11 protein-coding genes, 1 tRNA gene and 3 rRNA genes are annotated in these 18,833 nt (G+C 44.7%); all 15 read right to left on the bottom strand.

What is annotated here, in order from left to right:
* Positions 1–44 precede the first annotated feature (44 nt).
* The 15 genes from VIG27_RS00075 to dnaA all read right to left on the bottom strand — a co-directional run bounded on the left by VIG27_RS00075 (position 45) and on the right by dnaA (position 18,833).
* A 23S ribosomal RNA gene (locus tag VIG27_RS00075) occupies positions 45–2,936 on the bottom strand.
* Between the two features lie 455 nt (positions 2,937–3,391).
* Positions 3,392–3,509: ribosomal RNA gene (rrf, locus tag VIG27_RS00070) — 5S ribosomal RNA — on the bottom strand.
* 90 nt (positions 3,510–3,599) lie between these two features.
* A 16S ribosomal RNA gene (locus VIG27_RS00065) occupies positions 3,600–5,130 on the bottom strand.
* Together the 16S, 23S and 5S rRNA genes form the textbook arrangement of a ribosomal RNA operon.
* A 524-nt stretch (positions 5,131–5,654) precedes the next feature.
* Positions 5,655–5,742: transfer RNA gene (locus tag VIG27_RS00060), tRNA-Ser, on the bottom strand.
* An 86-nt stretch (positions 5,743–5,828) separates the two neighbouring features.
* Positions 5,829–6,542, bottom strand: coding sequence for a lysophospholipid acyltransferase family protein (locus VIG27_RS00055; RefSeq protein ID WP_394524119.1), 714 nt, complete (start codon positions 6,540–6,542; stop codon positions 5,829–5,831).
* 2 nt (positions 6,543–6,544) lie between these two features.
* Positions 6,545–7,096 (bottom strand): Fe-S-containing hydro-lyase, encoded by a 552-nt coding sequence (locus VIG27_RS00050; protein WP_394524115.1) that lies wholly within the window; start codon positions 7,094–7,096, stop codon positions 6,545–6,547.
* A 26-nt stretch (positions 7,097–7,122) separates the two neighbouring features.
* Positions 7,123–7,965 (bottom strand): fumarate hydratase, encoded by an 843-nt coding sequence (locus VIG27_RS00045; RefSeq protein ID WP_394524113.1) that lies wholly within the window; start codon positions 7,963–7,965, stop codon positions 7,123–7,125.
* Positions 7,966–8,062: 97 nt separating this feature from the next.
* The gene (locus VIG27_RS00040; RefSeq protein WP_394524111.1) at positions 8,063–8,509 is read right to left on the bottom strand and encodes an RrF2 family transcriptional regulator; all 447 of its coding nucleotides are present in this window, start codon (positions 8,507–8,509) and stop codon (positions 8,063–8,065) included.
* 158 nt (positions 8,510–8,667) lie between these two features.
* Positions 8,668–9,990: a hemolysin family protein gene (locus tag VIG27_RS00035; protein WP_394524108.1), complete on the bottom strand. Its 1,323-nt coding sequence runs from the start codon at positions 9,988–9,990 to the stop codon at positions 8,668–8,670.
* Positions 9,991–10,175: 185 nt separating this feature from the next.
* The gene (gene gyrA / locus VIG27_RS00030; RefSeq protein WP_394524106.1) at positions 10,176–12,728 is read right to left on the bottom strand and encodes a DNA gyrase subunit A; all 2,553 of its coding nucleotides are present in this window, start codon (positions 12,726–12,728) and stop codon (positions 10,176–10,178) included.
* Between the two features lie 14 nt (positions 12,729–12,742).
* Positions 12,743–14,656, bottom strand: a complete 1,914-nt coding sequence (gyrB, locus tag VIG27_RS00025; protein WP_394524104.1) for a DNA topoisomerase (ATP-hydrolyzing) subunit B — start codon at positions 14,654–14,656, stop codon at positions 12,743–12,745.
* Between the two features lie 24 nt (positions 14,657–14,680).
* Complete coding sequence (gene recF, locus VIG27_RS00020; RefSeq protein WP_394524100.1) at positions 14,681–15,766, bottom strand: DNA replication/repair protein RecF; 1,086 nt, start codon at positions 15,764–15,766, stop codon at positions 14,681–14,683.
* Positions 15,767–15,828: 62 nt separating this feature from the next.
* Entirely contained in the window at positions 15,829–16,035 is a 207-nt protein-coding gene (locus tag VIG27_RS00015) for an RNA-binding S4 domain-containing protein (protein WP_394524098.1), read from the bottom strand.
* Positions 16,036–16,076: 41 nt separating this feature from the next.
* A complete protein-coding gene (gene dnaN, locus VIG27_RS00010) occupies positions 16,077–17,198 on the bottom strand; it encodes a DNA polymerase III subunit beta (RefSeq protein WP_394524096.1) in 1,122 nt (373 codons plus the stop codon).
* Between the two features lie 258 nt (positions 17,199–17,456).
* The gene (gene dnaA, locus VIG27_RS00005) at positions 17,457–18,833 is read right to left on the bottom strand and encodes a chromosomal replication initiator protein DnaA (RefSeq protein ID WP_394524093.1); all 1,377 of its coding nucleotides are present in this window, start codon (positions 18,831–18,833) and stop codon (positions 17,457–17,459) included.

Genomic DNA, 18,833 nt, shown 5'->3' with positions numbered 1-18,833 from the left:
TTGTCTTAAATCTTTCATCCGTTCTTCCTCTTACCTAAACCAACCTGGTTAAGCCCTCGACCTATTAGTGACAGTCAGCTACACATGTTACCATGCTTCCACCTCTGCCCTATCTACCTCGTCGTCTTCAAGGGGTCTTACTCTTGCGATGGGATATCTCATCTTGAGGGGGGCTTCACGCTTAGATGCCTTCAGCGTTTATCCCTTCCCGACTTGGCTACTCTGCCATGGTCTTGATCACCAACAGATACACCAGAGGTCAGTCCATCCCGGTCCTCTCGTACTAAGGACAGCTCCTCTCAAATATCCTACGCCCACGCCGGATAGGGACCGAACTGTCTCACGACGTTCTGAACCCAGCTCGCGTACCGCTTTAATGGGCGAACAGCCCAACCCTTGGGACCTACTACAGCCCCAGGATGCGATGAGCCGACATCGAGGTGCCAAACCACTCCGTCGATGTGAACTCTTGGGAGTGATAAGCCTGTTATCCCCAGGGTAGCTTTTATCCGTTGAGCGATGGCAATCCCACTTTATACCACCGGATCACTAAGTCCTAGTTTCCTACCTGCTCCACCCGTCGGTGTCGCAGTCAAGCTCCCTTATGCCTTTGCACTCTTCGAATGGTTTCCGTCCATTCTGAGGGAACCTTTGAGCGCCTCCGATACTCTTTCGGAGGCGACCGCCCCAGTCAAACTCCCCGCCTGACATTGTCCCCCAGCCAGGTCATGGCTGCAGGTTAGAAACCCAGTATCGCAAGGGTGGTATCCCAACATCGGCTCCTCAAAGACTGGCGTCCGTGATTCTTTGCCTCCCACCTATCCTGTACATGCAATACCGAATCCCAGTATCAAACTAGAGTAAAGCTCCATGGGGTCTTTCCGTCCTGGCGCAGGTAACCAGCATCTTCACTGGTATTTCAATTTCACCGGGTGCATTGTTGAGACAGCGCTCAAATCATTACGCCTTTCGTGCGGGTCGGAACTTACCCGACAAGGAATTTCGCTACCTTAGGACCGTTATAGTTACGGCCGCCGTTTACTGGGGCTTAAATTCAGAGCTTCGCGTTTCCGCTAACCCCTCCTCGTAACCTTCCAGCACCGGGCAGGCGTCAGCCCATATACCTCACCTTTCGGTTTTGCATAGACCTGTGTTTTTGCTAAACAGTTGCTTGAGCCTATTCTCTGCGGCCTGATTTCTCAGGCACCCCTTATCCCGAAGTTACGGGGTCATTTTGCCGAGTTCCTTAACAATGCTTCTCCCGCCGGCCTTAGGATTCTCTCCTCATCCACCTGTGTCGGTTTACGGTACGGGCACATATTACACAATAGCGGCTTTTCTTGACAGCCCCTACAGAGACTTCCCTACTTTTGTTCGGTACGCGTCACACCTTCCTGTTGCTAGACGGATTTGCCAGCCCAGCCAGTCCAATGCTTGCCCCGGTCTTTTCATTCCCGGGTTCTCTCTCGGTTCTGTGTCCCCACAGTTCTGATAATATGCGGTACAGGAATTTCAACCTGTTGTCCATCGACTACGTCTTTCGACCTCGCCTTAGGCCCCGACTTACCCAGAGCAGATCAGCTTTACTCTGGAAACCTTAGATATTCGGCCTGGAGGATTCTCACCTCCATCTCGCTACTCATTCCGGCATTCTCTCTTCTTAACACTCCACATCTCCTTACGGTAATGCTTCGATGCATTAAGAATGCTCCTCTACCAATGTATATAAATATACATTCCACAGCTTCGGTGTCGTGTTTTAGCCCCGGACATTTTCGGCGCAAGACCTCTCGACTAGTGAGCTATTACGCACTCTTTGAATGGGTGGCTGCTTCTAAGCCAACATCCTAGTTGTCTCTGAAATCTCACATCCTTTTCCACTTAACACGCACTTTGGGACCTTAGCTGGTGGTCTGGGCTCTTTCCCTTTTGACTGCCCAACTTATCTCGTGCAGTCTGACTCCCGTACATCATCTGACCGGCATTCGGAGTTTGATATTCTTTGGTAAGCTTTGACGCCCCCTAGGAAATTCAGTGCTCTACCTCCGGCAGACTAATACGAGGCTAGCCCTAAAGCTATTTCGAGGAGAACCAGCTATCTCCGGGTTCGATTGGAATTTCTCCCCTACCCACACCTCATCGCCACCCTTTTCAACGGATGTGCGTTCGGTCCTCCACCGCCTTTTACGGCAGCTTCAACCTGGACATGGGTAGATCACCCGGTTTCGGGTCTACCTTTACTGACTCAACGCCCTATTAAGACTTGGTTTCCCTTCGGCTCCACACCTTCAGTGCTTAACCTTGCCAGTAACGGTAACTCGCCGGACCGTTCTACAAAAAGTACGCGGTTCCACCTTTAACGTGGTTCCACAGCTTGTAAACACAGGGTTTCAGGTTCTTTTTCACTCCCCTCCCGGGGTCCTTTTCACCTTTCCTTCACAGTACTATGCGCTATCGGTCACTAAGGAGTATTTAGCCTTGGGGGGTGGTCCCCCCGAATTCCCACAAGGTTTCTCGTGTCTCGTGGTACTTTGGATCCTGCTCGCTGACTATTGCTTTCCCATACAAGGCTTTCACTTTCTATGGCCGGTCTTTCCAGGACCGTTCTGGTAACAAATCGTCTCACTTCCTGCAGTCCATAACCCCGCCATGCACGCATGACGGTTTAGGCTCCTTCCATTTCGCTCGCCGCTACTTTGGAAATCGAGTTTTCTTTCTTTTCCTCCGGGTACTTAGATGTTTCAGTTCCCCGGGTTCCCGACGTATGGCTATGGATTCACCATACGACAACTGAGGTTTGCTCAGCTGGGTTTCCCCATTCAGACATCTCCGGATCAAAGGATATTTGCTCCTCCCCGAAGCTTTTCGCAGCTTATCACGTCTTTCATCGGCTCTTAGTGCCAAGGCATCCACCCTGCGCTCTTATTAGCTTAACCAATTCGATGTTCACCTGCGGGTGCGGGCTACTTATCTAAGATACATAGCGTTGTATCTCTGGTCTTAGGTTTGTTCGTTTATCGTACGTCACGATAATTGAACGAGTTTTGTTTGGTTACATCGTTCGATGTAACACCTCGGATGTCTTGATATTGTCTTTTTGCAAAGACTTTATCTAGATATATTTCAATATGTGGTTTTCAAGGTACATGCGTGATACGAACAGAAGGATTTCACCTTCGTATTTCTACCACTGTGACTGAAGTTTATCAGTCATTCGAAAGCTTGATGTACTCAAACTCACGAATCACTGGTAAAAACCAGTTATATAAAACAGCACTTCCCTGCTGAATCAGGTTAACACATTCTTTAACACAGGCTTCGTTTTCTTTTCCACCCATTGGAACGTGTCCGTTCTATATAAAACACTCTGGCGAGTGATTTTTTTAATGGAATCTGGCACCCACCTGCTCTCCCATGCCGTTTCCAGCATAGTACCATCGGCCGCTTAAGTCTTAACCATCGTGTTCGAGATGGGAACGGGTGTTTCCCCTAAGCGCATCGGCACCAGAAATCTTTTGTCTTTCTTGGTGTTTCCTTATTTACTTCTTTGAAAACCTAAGACTCAACAGTATATAAAACCCCTACTTTTTCTTCCTTAGAAAGGAGGTGATCCAGCCGCACCTTCCGATACGGCTACCTTGTTACGACTTCACCCCAGTTATCAGTCCCGCCTTCGGCAGCTCCCTCCTTACGGTTGGGTCACTGACTTCGGGCGTTACCAACTCCCATGGTGTGACGGGCGGTGTGTACAAGACCCGGGAACGTATTCACCGCAGCATTCTGATCTGCGATTACTAGCGATTCCAGCTTCATGTAGTCGAGTTGCAGACTACAATCCGAACTGAGACGTTATTTTTGGGATTTGCTCCAGATCGCTCCTTTGCTTCCCTTTGTTTACGCCATTGTAGCACGTGTGTAGCCCAAATCATAAGGGGCATGATGATTTGACGTCATCCCCACCTTCCTCCAGGTTATCCCTGGCAGTCTCCCCAGAGTGCCCAGCCGTACTGCTGGCTACTAAGGATAAGGGTTGCGCTCGTTGCGGGACTTAACCCAACATCTCACGACACGAGCTGACGACAACCATGCACCACCTGTCTGGAATGCCCCGTAGGGAAGGCCCCGTTACGGACCGGTCATTCCGATGTCAAGACTTGGTAAGGTTCTTCGCGTTGCTTCGAATTAAACCACATGCTCCACCGCTTGTGCGGGTCCCCGTCAATTCCTTTGAGTTTCATTCTTGCGAACGTACTCCCCAGGTGGAATACTTATTGCGTTAGCGGCGGCACCGAAGAGCTTTGCTCCCCAACACCTAGTATTCATCGTTTACGGCGTGGACTACCAGGGTATCTAATCCTGTTTGCTCCCCACGCTTTCGAGCCTCAACGTCAGTTACAGTCCAGTAAGCCGCCTTCGCCACTGGTGTTCCTCCTAATATCTACGCATTTCACCGCTACACTAGGAATTCCACTTACCTCTCCTGCACTCTAGCAACACAGTTTCCAAAGCAGTCCCGGGGTTGAGCCCCGGGCTTTCACTCCAGACTTGCATCGCCGTCTACGCTCCCTTTACACCCAGTAAATCCGGATAACGCTTGCCCCCTACGTATTACCGCGGCTGCTGGCACGTAGTTAGCCGGGGCTTCTTAGTCAGGTACCGTCATTTTCTTCCCTGCTGATAGACCTTTACATACCGAAATACTTCTTCAGTCACGCGGCGTCGCTGGATCAGGGTTTCCCCCATTGTCCAATATTCCCCACTGCTGCCTCCCGTAGGAGTTTGGGCCGTGTCTCAGTCCCAATGTGGCCGGTCACCCTCTCAGGTCGGCTACTGATCGTCGGCTTGGTGAGCCGTTACCTCACCAACTACCTAATCAGACGCGGGTCCATCTCATACCACCGGAGTTTTTCACACCGTGCCATGCGGCACTGTGCGCTTATGCGGTATTAGCAGTCATTTCTAACTGTTATCCCCCTGTATGAGGCAGGTTACCCACGCGTTACTCACCCGTCCGCCGCTCAGTCAATCTTAATTCCACCCGAAGGCTTCCTTAAAATTGCTTCGCTCGACTTGCATGTGTTAAGCACGCCGCCAGCGTTCATCCTGAGCCAGGATCGAACTCTCAAATTTAAGCAAATAGTCTTTGAAAGCGGTCAGATATTTACCAGGAAGTCTGTTGGAAGCTCGCTTCCATAAGGACTTTCGGGTGAATAGCTGAACATTTGCGAAGCAAATGGTAGCGAATGAAGCAAAGCTTCATGAGCATACCGCTTGGACCTGCCAGTTTGTTCAATCCACGGTCAAAATCAACTAACTAGCTAATTTATTTCCCGTTTTACTTGTTGTTTGGTTCGTATACAATTGCTTGTATTCGTTCTGAATTTCTCATTCAAAGCTGTTCAAACACAGCTTATTTATTAGAATTTTCAGGGTTTTACATACTGTTCAATCTTCTGTTTTCAAAGTGCTTTTTGTGTTGTCTGCTTCAACAGCAACTCGTATATCTTATCATATATTCGATTGCTTGTCAACAACTTTTTTACTTTTTCTTTTTCACTGTTTTTCGACAGCTGGTATATAGTAACATATCTTCCTGATTGTGTCAACTACTTTTTTTCACTGTCTAGTTTAAAGAAGAATCATCTGGAATTAAGCGGAGAAAGAGGGATTTGAACCCTCGCGCCGGTTGCCCGACCTACACCCTTAGCAGGGGCGCCTCTTCGGCCTCTTGAGTATTTCTCCGTAGTTCATAGCTTCCATATGATGCGTCGTTCAAGTATGAGCTTTCCCAGACGCATTGACAATTATACAAAATATAATTCGACTTGTCAACCTATTTTTTGATTTATTTCTTCTTGAATTCTGTCATGGACAATCTCAGCTAACTGGGTGGTTTTTGTCTTTTGGTAATCCTCTGCATATAATGGATTTAGGAAGCATACCTGCACCTTCAGCTTTTTGGAGGAATTCTCATCAAAGGGTTTGAAACAGTTAATGAGGGCGACCGGAACTATCGGGCATTTTGCATTAACGGCACTTTTAAAGGTCCCCCCCTTAAAGGGCAGAAGTTTATTTCCTTCGCGGCTGCGGGTACCTTCGGGGAAGATCACATAATTTGTGCCTTTTTTTACATTCTCCGTCATCTGAACAATAATGTCCATGGAAGCTCTGATGTCTTTACGGTCTATAAATAAACCGTTAAGTGCTTTTATTACCTGTTTGACCAGAATCAGATTGGATGCTTCTTTTTTTACAACCACACTCAATGGGTTGGGACATGCATCCATGAGCGCAAGCACATCAAATAATCCCTGATGGTTGGGAAACAGAATAAAACCATTTTCGGCAGGAAGGTTTTCGATTCCATGAACTTCTACTTCTACCCGGCCGGAACGATTGATTTTTTTTACCACGTTTCTAATATAATCATAGCGTTCCTTGTGGGTATGGGGATCACCTGACGATCCAAATTTACAGATCCGATAAAACCATACCGGCACCCGAAACACATTCTTTATTACCATGTAGACAATACGATTCATATTCAATCCTCTCTATATGCTTTAACGGCAGTTTCATATAGATTGTTTCCCTGACTGTCTATGACAACAATTACGGGAAGGTCCTTAACAGTAAGGCGTCTGATGGCCTCGGTTCCCAGATCTTCATAAGCAATAATTTCTGATGCGGTTATGCATTTGGATAGAAGGGCACCGGCGCCTCCTACTGCTGCAAAGTATACCGCTTCATTTCTGATTACTGCGTCAATGACTTCTCTGCTTCGTTTTCCTTTTCCGATCATTCCTCCCATTCCCAGATCCAGAAGGGTCGGGGTGTATTTATCCATACGGCTTGAGGTGGTGGGACCGGCAGAACCGATGGGGCGGCCTTCTCTGGCAGGTGACGGACCCATGTAGTAAATGGTATTTCCCTTTATGTCAAAGGGAAGGGGGGCATTTTGGTCCAGGGTCTCTATCATCCTCTTGTGTGCAGCGTCTCTGGCTGTGTAGATAATCCCAGTTAAATACACGTAATCTCCTGACTTGAGTTTTTTTACTTCTTCCTTACTTATCGGAACATTTATATGATAATCCATGTCTTTCTCCAATTCATATTTAACAATTATAGGATGCGGTGGGCGTGTCTGTTTACATGACAGCAGATATTGACGGCAACGGGAAGACCGGCAATATGGGTAGGATAGGTTTCAATATTTACGGAAAGAGCCGTTACACTTCCCCCCAGGCCTCCCGGACCGATCCCCAGCTTATTGATTTTTAAAAGCATTTCCTCTTCCAGCTCTCTGACGTATGGAATCTCAGGCGTTTCATTTAAATCTCTTGTCAGGGCATGCTTTGCCATCTGGGCACACTTTTCAAAGCTTCCGCCAATGCCTACGCCAACTACCATTGGAGGGCATGCATTAGGGCCGGCTTCTTTTACGGTTGTAAGTATGGCTTCCTTTACTCCTTCCAGTCCGTCTGCCGGTTTTAGCATAAAGATGCGGCTCATGTTTTCACTTCCGAAACCTTTTGGGGCTACCGTAATATCAATTTTATCGCCGCTTACGATTTCATAGTGAATCACAGCGGGCGTATTGTCCTTTGTATTGATCCGTTTAATAGGCTCTACAATGGATTTTCTTAAATAGCCTTCCACATAACCTTCCGATACTCCCTGATTGATGGCATCGGTCAGATTTTTTCCTTCTATATGTACGTCCTGGCCAACTTTTATAAATATCACTGCCATTCCGGTGTCCTGGCAGATGGGAATCCTGTCTTCTCCGGCAATCTTTAGATTTTCTTTCAGCTGGCAGAGGACTTGTCTTCCTAAATCTGATTTTTCCCGTTCTGCGGCTTTTAAAAATACAGTCTCCATATCCTTTGACAGCACATGGTTTGCTTCGATGCACATTTCTTTTATATTTCTTGTTATTTCCTCACTGTTTACAGTTCTAATCATGGTTCCCTCCAGGCATACGGATTCTAATCATCTTTTTTTATCATAAATGATTCCTATTATGAATTCAATAAAAAAATAATGGCAGGTATGATGTTTCTCATTCATCCCCTGCCATCTTTTTCGATCTCTGCCGATTTCTTATCAGTTGTTCCTGTATATCCTTAATGGTGATCTGTTCCATTCTGCTTCTGCACAGCTCGTTTAGTTCCGCATACATCGCATCCATTACTCCGGACATCCCTGAAGCTACCATGCAGGGCATGTTTTCATCTCCGGATTTCCAGGAGGAGGACACAAAGCTTACATCCAAAGCATCGCAGATCTGCTTTAAATTAACGGTTGAAGGCTCCTGGATCAAATGATATCCTCCTTCCAGACCTTCCTTTGTTTCAATAATCCCGGCTTTTTTTAGCTTTGCCATGACTTTTCTTATTCTGGCCGGATTGGTGCAGACGTTGGAAGCCAATTCTTCACTGGACGTTGTGGTTTGCCTTTGATTTAAATAAACCACACTATGGACGGCTACTGCAAATTCACTTGTCATACTAATCCCCCATTCTCACGAACATCATATGACTGTTTATCTGTAATCATTATAGTTTCAGTTTGTATCTTACCAAATTTGACACGTCCTTGTCAAGGGACTGTTTCAAAAAGAGATCCGGCTTCTGTCATTCAGAAACCGAACCTCTTGCTTATATTTTATTTTGTTTTTTCTTTTATATGGACCAGAACGCTCTTTATAACCTTATCCTTCATCTCTAAGATGGTATAGCTGTTTTTCTCATCTTCAAGTTCCAGAGGCATCTGGGATTCTTTTGGAATAAAGCCTAAAAGTTCAATTAAGTATCCTGACAAAGTATCGCAGGAACTTTCAATTTCTTCATGAAGAACGTCATCAATGTCATACAGGGAAATACTTCCGGATGCTTTATAGACATAAGGTTCCACTTCAACTAACTGTGGTTCCACATCTTCATACTCATCGTGAATATCTCCTACGATCTCTTCAATTAAATCCTGCATGGTGATGAGTCCTGATACTCCGCCGTACTCATCAATTAAAATTGCCATATTCTTTTTATGCTTCTGCATATCTAAAAACAGGTCGTCGGTTTTTTTATTTTCCGGGATAAAATAAGGCTTTTGAAGGATGGGACGAATGTCAATATCCGCAAGTTCATTCTTATTCATCTCGATGGTAAAGTCCTTCATGGACAAAATACCGATTATATTATCAATCTCTTCATCATAAATCGGAATTCTGGAATGTCGACTGTCCAATATCTCATTCAGAACCAGATCCAGAGGCTGGTTAATATCCACTGCAATCATATCCTGTCTGGGAATCATGATCTCTCTGGCTTTCTTATCATCAAAAAGGAATATTGATGTGATCATATCCTCCTCGATCTTGTTGAATACTCCGCTTTCACGTCCAGTCTGGAGCATGGAACGGATTTCCTCTTCTGATACTTCTTCTTCTAAATTGTCTGTCTTCATACCAAGCAGTTTTAAGATTCCGTTGGTTGATAGGGAAAGAAGCTTTATAAACGGTGCCAAAATTCTGGAAATGATATAAATGGGACGAACTGCAAATAAACTGAACTTTTCTGCTTTCTGCAATGCGATCCTTTTTGGTACCAGTTCTCCAAAAACAAGGTTAAAATAAGACAGTATAATGGTCACCGTGACCATTGCAATGCTTTGGGCATAGGGAATGCCAAAAGATTCAAACTTTCCACCCAATACCTGAGATATACCGGTTGCCGCTGATGCACTGGAAAAGAATCCTGCAAACGTAATGGCTACCTGGATGGTTGATAAAAACCCGGTGGAATCTTCTGATAATCTTTGAATCAAAGCTGCCTTCTTATTCCCGCTATCGGCTAACATCCGAATCCGGTTCTTATTGACCGATACAACGGCCATCTCTGCCCCAGAGAAAAATGCGTTCATTATGGTGAGGGCTACTAATAATAAAATCTGTGCGGCTATCTGGGCCGCGCCTGGGTCACTCTCCAAGCTTTTGTTCCTCCTTTTTTCGGACTTCGTCCATGCAGGGTATGCCTGCTTACTTTCAATAAAGAATAAAGACTTTGATTGCAGTAAAATTTATTGCTGCTCTCAAAGTCTTTTACCGCTCTTTATTGATGAATTGTATTATAATATAAAAATTTAAATATTACAAGAGATATTGTGTTAAGAATTTATTCTTCACTGTCACTTATGTCTTCGGCTTCTTCGGAAACGTCTAAAAGTTCTGAATCCAATTCTTCTAAATCCTCATCGGATTTGCTTCCGTCATCCCGGACTTTTGCAATGCTTGCCACACGGATATCGGATTCCTGCTCAATGTTCATAAGCTTCACACCGGAGGTATTTCTTCCAATGACGGAAATATCATTGACAGAAATTCGGATTACAATACCTTCTGTGGTAATTAAAAGAAGATCATGGTCATCATCAACCAGTTTTGCTCCGACAATGTCACCGGTTTTTTCGGTGATCTTATAGCACAGAACACCCTTTCCGCCTCTTCTTTGCGGAGAAAATTCTTCGATTGGAGTGCGTTTGCCCATTCCGTTTTCGGATACGATAAGGAGTTCCGGTCCCTGGGTCTCTATCTGCATTCCGATGACTTCATCATCATCATTCAACTTCATTCCGATGACACCCATGGAAACACGGCCGGTTACACGGACATCTTTTTCATGGAACCGGATACACTGGCCCTTTTTGGTTACGAGGAATATATCATTGGTATCGTCGGTTGCCTTAACCTCAATGAGTTCATCATTTTCCCTAAGGACAATGGCCTGAAGGCCGTTCTTACGGACATTGGCATATTCCATCATCGGTGTTTTCTTGACCATACCGTTTCTGGTCGCCATAAATAAGAACTTCTCATCATTATATTCCTTCATGGGAATGATGGCTGTGATACTCTCGCCCGGAAGCATCTGAAGAAGATTTACAATGGCGGTTCCTCTGGCTGTCCGGCTTCCTTCCGGTATCATATAGGTCTTTAACCGGTATACGCGGCCCGTATTGGTAAAGAACATGAGATAATGATGGGTGGTGGTCATCATCAGATCTTCGATGTAATCCTGGTCAATGGTCTGCATTCCCTTGATTCCCTTGCCTCCACGGTTCTGGTTTTTAAAATTGTCTACAGACATTCTCTTAATATAACCAAGTTTTGTCATGGCAACAATGGTGCTCTCATCAGGAATCAAATCTTCCATGGACATATCATATTCGTCAAACCCGATAGAGGTTCTTCTGTCATCTCCGTATTTTGCAGAAATGATGGAAATCTCTTCCCGGATAACTGCCAGAAGTTTTTTCTCATCTCCCAGGATGGCCTTTAATTCTGCGATCCTTGCTTCCAGTTCTCTGTATTCATTCTCAAGCTTTTCCCGTTCCAAACCGGTCAGTGCACGAAGACGCATATCTACAATGGCCTGGGACTGAGCGTCGCTTAACTGGAACCGGCTCATAAGTTCTGCTTTGGCAATCTGGATGTTTTGAGAACCACGGATGATTTTAATAACTTCATCAATGTTATCCAGTGCAATGAGCAGACCTTCCAAGATATGAGCTCTCTCTTCTGCTTTGTTTAAGTCGTAACGGGTCCTTCTTGTTACCACTTCTTTCTGATGATCCAGGTAATAATTCAACATCTGAAGAATGTTCAGTACCTTTGGTTCCAGGACTCCGGCTTTGTTCTTCACCAGTGCCAGCATGATTACACCGAAGGTGTCCTGAAGCTGGGTGTGCTTGAGCAACTGGTTTAATACCACGTTGGCATTGGCATCACGGCGGAGTTCAATACAGATCCTCATACCGGAACGGTCAGACTCATCTCTTAAGTCTGTGATCCCGTCTACTTTTTTATCTTTTACCAAGTCTGCAATTTTTTCGATCAGACGGGCTTTATTCACCATGTATGGAAGCTCTGTTACGATAATACGGCTCTTTCCGTTGGGCATTGTCTCAATGTCACTGACTGCTCTGACGCGGATTTTCCCTCTTCCTGTGCGGTAGGCTTCTTCAATTCCCCGTTTTCCCAGTATGGTTGCTCCGGTCGGAAAATCCGGTCCTTTGATGATTTCCAGGATCTCTTCCATGGTGGTTTCTCTGTTTTCCTCCACCTGGTTATCAATGACTTTTACAACTGCTCCGATGACTTCTCTCAAGTTATGGGGAGGAATGTTGGTAGCCATACCAACGGCAATTCCTGAGGTACCATTGACCAGAAGGTTGGGATAGCGGGAGGGCAGCACATCCGGTTCTTTTTCCGTCTCATCAAAGTTGGGACTGAAATCAACGGTGTCCTTGTTGATGTCTGCGAGCATCTCCATGGAGATCTTGCTTAAACGGGCTTCCGTATATCGCATGGCGGCTGCACCGTCTCCATCGACAGAACCGAAGTTTCCATGGCCATCCACTAAGGGATATCTGGTGGACCATTCCTGGGCTAAATTAACCAGGGCTCCGTAAATAGAGCTGTCACCGTGAGGATGGTACTTACCCATGGTATCACCGACGATACGGGCACATTTACGATGCGGCTTGTCGGGACCGTTATTAAGTTCGATCATGGAATACAGAACTCTTCTCTGAACCGGCTTTAAACCGTCTCTTACATCAGGCAGAGCTCTGGAGACAATGACGCTCATGGCATAATCAATGTACGATTTTTCCATGGTCTTTTTTAAGTCCACGTCATGAACTTTATCAAAGATATTTGGTTCCATTTTATTTCCTCCAATTAAACATCAAGATTCTGTACGTATTTGGCATTTGCTTCGATAAATTCACGTCTTGGCTCTACCTGGTCTCCCATAAGGGTAGTAAAGGTCAAATCCATCTCAGACTGGGAATCTTCGTCCATATTGACTCTTAAAAGCACACGTCTTTCCGGGTCCATGGTGGTTTCCCAAAGCTGTTCTGCATCCATCTCTCCCAAACCTTTATAGCGCTGGATCTTATTATTGTTGTCCCTTCCAATCTCTTTTAAGATGGAATTCAGTTCTTCATCGCTATATGCGTACCAGACTCTCTTACTCTTTTCCACCTTGTAAAGCGGCGGCTGTGCCAGATATACATGGCCTTTTTTGATCAAATCCGGCATAAACCGATACAGGAAGGTCAAAAGCAGGGTACTGATATGTGCACCGTCTACATCGGCATCGGTCATAATGATGATTTTATGGTATCTTAATTTGCTGATTTCAAAATCGTCATGAATGCCTGTACCGAATGCGGTGATCATGGCTTTGATCTCTGCATTGGCATATATTTTATCAAGTCTTGCTTTTTCTACGTTTAAAATCTTACCTCGAAGAGGCAGAATTGCCTGGGTATTTCTGGAACGGGCAGTTTTTGCGGAGCCGCCCGCACTGTCTCCCTCTACGATGTAGATCTCACAGTTTTCCGGATTTTTGTCGGAACAGTCTGCAAGTTTTCCGGGAAGGGCCATTCCCTCAAGAGCGGTCTTTCTTCTTGTTAAGTCCCTGGCTTTTCTGGCTGCTGCTCTGGCCCTCTGTGCAAGGATGGACTTGTCACAGATGGTTCTTGCAATGCCTGGATTCTGCTCCAGATAATAGGTCAGCTGTTCACGAAGCAGATTATCTACCGCACCTCTGGCTTCGCTGTTGCCTAATTTCTGCTTGGTCTGTCCCTCAAACTGAGGTTCCTCGATCTTAATGCTTATAATGGCCGTCAGACCTTCCCTGATGTCCTCACCGGATAAATTGGTCTCGCTCTCTCTGAGAAGTTTATTCTTTCTCGCATAGTCATTCAGGGTGGTGGTCAAAGCACTCTTAAATCCCGCTAAATGGGTTCCGCCTTCCGGAGTATTGATGTTGTTTACAAAGCTGTAGATACTCTCTGTATAGGAATCATTGTGCTGCATGGCAATTTCCACATAAACTCCATCCTTTGTTCCCTCACAATAAAATACCTGATCATACAGGGAGGTCTTTCCCTTGTTTAAATAGGTGACAAATTCCTTGATTCCGCCTTCATAGTGGAATACATGCTCACGGTTTTCTTCTCTGTCGTCTTTTAAAACAATCTTTAAGTTTTTGGTTAAAAATGCGGTTTCCCGAAGACGGATCTTTAAGGTATCATAATCATAAACAGTCTCTTCAAAAATTTCTTTATCTGGAAGAAAGGTTACTTTGGTTCCGTGTTCCTCCATGCCGCATTCACCTATGACCTTTAACGGATACATGGTTTTTCCTTTTTCAAACCGCTGTTTATAAATCTTTCCCTCCTGGCGGATCTCAACTTCAAGCCATTCGGACAGAGCGTTCACGACAGAGGCACCTACTCCGTGAAGACCTCCGGATACCTTATATCCCCCGCCGCCGAATTTGCCGCCGGCATGAAGGATGGTAAATACCACTTCAACCGCCGTGATTCCGGCTTTTTTCTGGATGCCTACCGGGATTCCACGGCCGTCATCCTGAACCGTTATGGAGTTATCGGGATTGATTGTTACCTCTATGCTGTCACAGTATCCGGCCAGTGCCTCATCTACCGCATTATCCACGATCTCATATACCAGATGATGAAGACCCCGGATGGACGTACTGCCGATATACATTCCGGGTCTTTTTCTTACTGCTTCAAGCCCTTCCAATATCTGGATTTGATCTGCACCATATTCTTGACTCATATTCCCACGCTTCCTCCTGAATCGTTAATTTTCACTTTCTACGGTACCATGAACTACCCGAAATATCTTATCAATGGGGAACCGGTTATTTATAAAATCTTCCAGCCCCGTACAGGTAATTATGGTTTGTATGTGATTAATCCCTGCCAGCAATTGATTCTGTCTGCTGTTGTCCAGCTCAGACAATACATCATCAAGCAAAAGGATTGGGTAATTATGCACAATATTTTCTACCAATTCTATTTCTGCAAGCTTTAAGGATAAAGCAGCGGTCCTTTGCTGTCCCTGGGAACCAAACCGACGTATATCGATCCCGTTTACGATGAAACTCAAATCATCCCGGTGGGGACCCGTTAAGGTGGTCTTTTGCTTTAAATCCTGCTTTCTGCCTCGTCTTAATGTATCTTCAAACGCATCTGCCTCTACATTCGGTTCGTAAAGGATGCGAAGAGATTCCTTGTCACCGGAAAGCTTCCGGTGGATGGGTTCAATGATCCCTCCCAGCCGTTCTATGAATTCTTTCCTGTAATAAATGATTTCTTTTCCATACTGGATCAACTGCATATCCCATATGTCCAGCGTCTCCTCATAGTCGGGTCTGAATGCCAGATCCTTTAACAGTTTGTTCCTCTGTGTCACAATCCGGTTGTATTGCACCAGGGAATGGACGTAGAGCTTGTTTAGTTGACATAATTCCAAATCAAGGAACCGGCGCCTTTCTGCCGGACCATTTTTTATGAGATTTAAGTCTTCCGGAGAAAAGAACACAACATTGACAATTCCAAACAACTCGCTGGCCTTCTTTATGGGAACGCCATTCACTGCCACGCCTTTGGTCCTGTTTTTCTTTAAATGCATGTCAATCCGGTATGGAGTATCGTTCTTTCTCACATTCAGCTTGATATGGGACTCATCCCTGTCGAATTGTATGATTTCTTTATCTTTGCTTCCTCTGTGGGATTTTGTCGTAGCACAGACATAGATTGCTTCTAAGACGTTGGTCTTTCCCTGGGCATTATCCCCATAGAGTATGTTGGTTCCCTGACTAAAATCCATATGTAATTCATCATAGTTGCGGTAATTCTTAAGCTCTATCGATTCAATCCTCATGGATAATGTACGTTCCTCTCTATTGTCCGGTATTCTGGACATCAAGGTATGCCCTCAGGGCTTTACTCGATTTTAATGGTATTGCCTTCAAAGGTAACCATATCCCCGGCCCTCAGTTTTTTACCTCGCTGATATTCTATCTCACCATTGACTGATACCAGACCATCCTCTATGGCATATTTGGCATCAACACCGGAGCCAGCCAAACCAGCTGCCTTTAAGGCCTGGCCAAGCTTAATATATTCGCCTTTCAGTTTGATTGTTTCCATGAGTTCTCCATTCTGTGCCGTTTGAAAGCACGTAAAATCTCTTATACCGCTGCTGCGTTAAAGTTGACAGGCAGAATCAGATAAATGTATTTTCCTTCCTCATCCCGGATAAAGCAGGGAGATTTTGGATTTAACATATAAAGAGTTACTTCCTCATCATCAATGATCCGCAGAGCATCAATTAAAAACTTGGGGTTAAAACCGATCATGATATCGCTTCCGGTTTTGTGAGTGGAAACCTCTGCATTCATGGACCCAAAGCTGGAGTTCATCTTAAGCTGCATTTCCTGATCTACGATGTTCATGATTAAAGGTTTCTTGTCATTTTCACGTACCAGAATGGTTGCGCGGTCGAGACAGTCTAAAAGCTCCCGCTTATTAACGGTGATCTTTGTCTCGTAATCGCTGGAAAGCATCTGGTCAATCCGGAAGTATTCTCCCTCAATCAGACGGGAAACTACCATGGTCTGGTCAAATTCAAATAAAATATGGTTTGCCCCAAAGAAAATAAGTACTTCTTTTTCATTGTCTCCGCCCAGAATCTTGCTGACCTCGCTTAGAGTCTTGCCAGGAACAATGACTTTTATATCATGGTATTGATCTTTTAGCTCAATATTTCTTATGGAAATGCGGTGACCATCCAGTGAAACCACTTTCAACTGGTTTCCTGTCACCTGAAAAAGCTCTCCGGTCATCATCTTGTTGCTGTCATTCGGTGCAATGGAAAAGATGGTCTGGCGGATGACTTCTTTTAAGGAGAACTGGGATAAGCAGATGTAATGGTCCCGTTCAATGTAGGGTAGGTACGCAAATTCCTCTGCATCCCGTCCCTGAATATGGAAAACTGAATTTTCACAGGAAATGGTAGTGTTGAATTTCTCATCGCTTTCAATAGTCACAAGCGAATCTCCTGCAGAAGAAAGTTTTCTAACGATTTCAGAAAGAAGTTTCGCCTCTAGAGCGATTTTCCCCCGGTCCAGGATGGTTCCTTCTACCTTGGTTTCAATGCCAAGCTCCATATCATTGGCTGTCAGCTTGATCTCAGAACCGCTGGCATCAATAAAGATACATTCAAGGATAGACATGGTGGTTTTACTGGGGACCGCTTTTAATACAATATTAATGCCGTTTAGAATCGCATCCTGCTGGAATGTCAGTTTCATAATTGTTGATAACTCCTTTGCTTTAAAAATTACAATAAATAGATGGATGATATAATTAAATTCCGTCGTATTAGTAGTAGGGGCTGTGGGTTTGTGTAAAAACCCTGAAAACCATTATAAAGGCTTGGAATTCTGTGTTTATAACGATGTGAATAACGTCCACAGAACTTAAGGAAAACTTTTAAGTTATCCACAAGATCATAAGAAACGAAGGGAGAGTCTTAAATATCCACAGGAAATAAACAGCTCATGCACACCTTATTGTGGATTAATCTTCTTTTTTAAGATTTCAATGGTATTATTTAACGATTCGTTCTTATTGATATCGCTGGTGATCTTATCAATTCCATGAATGATGGTGGTATGATCCCTTCCGCCCAGGTATTTTCCAATCATCTGTAAGGGAGTTCCTACCATATCACGGCATAAGAACATAACGATCTGACGGGGATAAACAATTTCCTTGTTACGCTTTTGGGAACAGATGTCAAGGGGAGTGATTCCGAAGTGGTCTGCAACGACCTGAATGACAAGTTCCGGTGTAATTTCCTTTTTATCATTGGGGGAAATAATATCTTTCAATGCCTCTTCGGCCAGTTCCACGGTGATTTCTTTATTATCAAGGCGGGAGAGTGCAACGATCTTTGTTAAGGCACCTTCCAATTCCCTGATGTTGGATTTGATGTTGGTGGCTATGTATTTGATTACTTCATTGTCAATGTTGTAGCCTTCCATTTCCTCTTTTTTGCGGAGGATGGCCATCCGGGTCTCATAATCCGGAGACTGTATGTCCACTGTCAGGCCCCACTCAAACCGGGATCGAAGCCGTTCTTCCAGGGTTTCGATTTCCTTCGGAGGTTTATCTGAGGATATGATAATCTGTTTCTTTGCTTCATAAAGGGCATTGAAGGTGTGGAAGAATTCTTCCTGGGTACTTTCCTTACCGATAATGAACTGGATATCATCAATCAGCAGTACATCGTTGGTCCGGTATTTTTCGCGGAATTCTGTAGGGGAAAAATTATTTTTATTACGGATCGCGTCAATCAACTCGTTGGTAAATTTCTCACTGGTCACGTAAAGGATCTTTGCATTGGGATTATTCTTTAGGATAAAGTGACCGATGGAATGCATCAGGTGGGTTTTTCCCAGACCAACGCCTCCGTAAATAAAAAGCGGGTTATAAATTTCTCCAGGGGATTCCGCCACTGCCAGGGAAGCCGCATGAGCCAGATTGTTATTTGCACCAACCACAAAGGTATCAAAAATGTATTTCGGATTTAAGTTTGCATTGATAATGGCAGACTGGTTGACCGAATTCACTGTGTTCTTAATAAGCGTATTTTCAGCAGGAGCCGGGACAGCTTCCTTTTGAATCTGATTTTCGACAACAAAATCAACGGTGCATTCAAAACCAGTCACTTCTTCAATGGTGATCTTCAGAAGAAACCCGTATTTTTTGCGGATGTATCCCAGGAACTCCACATCCGGTACGGTAACGATCACTTTCTCGTCCTCTACAGCATAAACTTTTAAGGGGAGAAGCCAGGTTTTGAAAGAAACATCTGTAATTTCATGCTCTTCTTTTAAATTCAATAAGATTTCGTCCCATTTTTCCTTTAACTTTTCTAACAT

It is taken from the genome of Lacrimispora sinapis (assembly GCF_043633585.1).
In the GTDB taxonomy this organism is placed as follows: domain Bacteria; phylum Bacillota; class Clostridia; order Lachnospirales; family Lachnospiraceae; genus Lacrimispora; species Lacrimispora sinapis.
Note: the sequence above shows the minus strand (reverse complement) of the source record. Positions and strands in the feature narration are given on the sequence as shown.

Bases quoted from the DNA above. Each gene is read 5' to 3' on its own strand.
- VIG27_RS00055 (WP_394524119.1), bottom strand. From the start codon at position 6,542: ATGAATCGTATTGTCTACATGGTAATAAAGAATGTGTTTCGGGTGCCG.
- VIG27_RS00050 (WP_394524115.1), bottom strand. From the start codon at position 7,096: ATGGATTATCATATAAATGTTCCGATAAGTAAGGAAGAAGTAAAAAAA.
- VIG27_RS00045 (WP_394524113.1), bottom strand. From the start codon at position 7,965: ATGATTAGAACTGTAAACAGTGAGGAAATAACAAGAAATATAAAAGAA.
- VIG27_RS00040 (WP_394524111.1), bottom strand. From the start codon at position 8,509: ATGACAAGTGAATTTGCAGTAGCCGTCCATAGTGTGGTTTATTTAAAT.
- gyrA (WP_394524106.1), bottom strand. From the start codon at position 12,728: ATGGAACCAAATATCTTTGATAAAGTTCATGACGTGGACTTAAAAAAG.
- gyrB (WP_394524104.1), bottom strand. From the start codon at position 14,656: ATGAGTCAAGAATATGGTGCAGATCAAATCCAGATATTGGAAGGGCTT.
- recF (WP_394524100.1), bottom strand. From the start codon at position 15,766: ATGAGGATTGAATCGATAGAGCTTAAGAATTACCGCAACTATGATGAA.
- VIG27_RS00015 (WP_394524098.1), bottom strand. From the start codon at position 16,035: ATGGAAACAATCAAACTGAAAGGCGAATATATTAAGCTTGGCCAGGCC.
- dnaN (WP_394524096.1), bottom strand. From the start codon at position 17,198: ATGAAACTGACATTCCAGCAGGATGCGATTCTAAACGGCATTAATATT.
- dnaA (WP_394524093.1), bottom strand. From the start codon at position 18,833: ATGTTAGAAAAGTTAAAGGAAAAATGGGACGAAATCTTATTGAATTTA.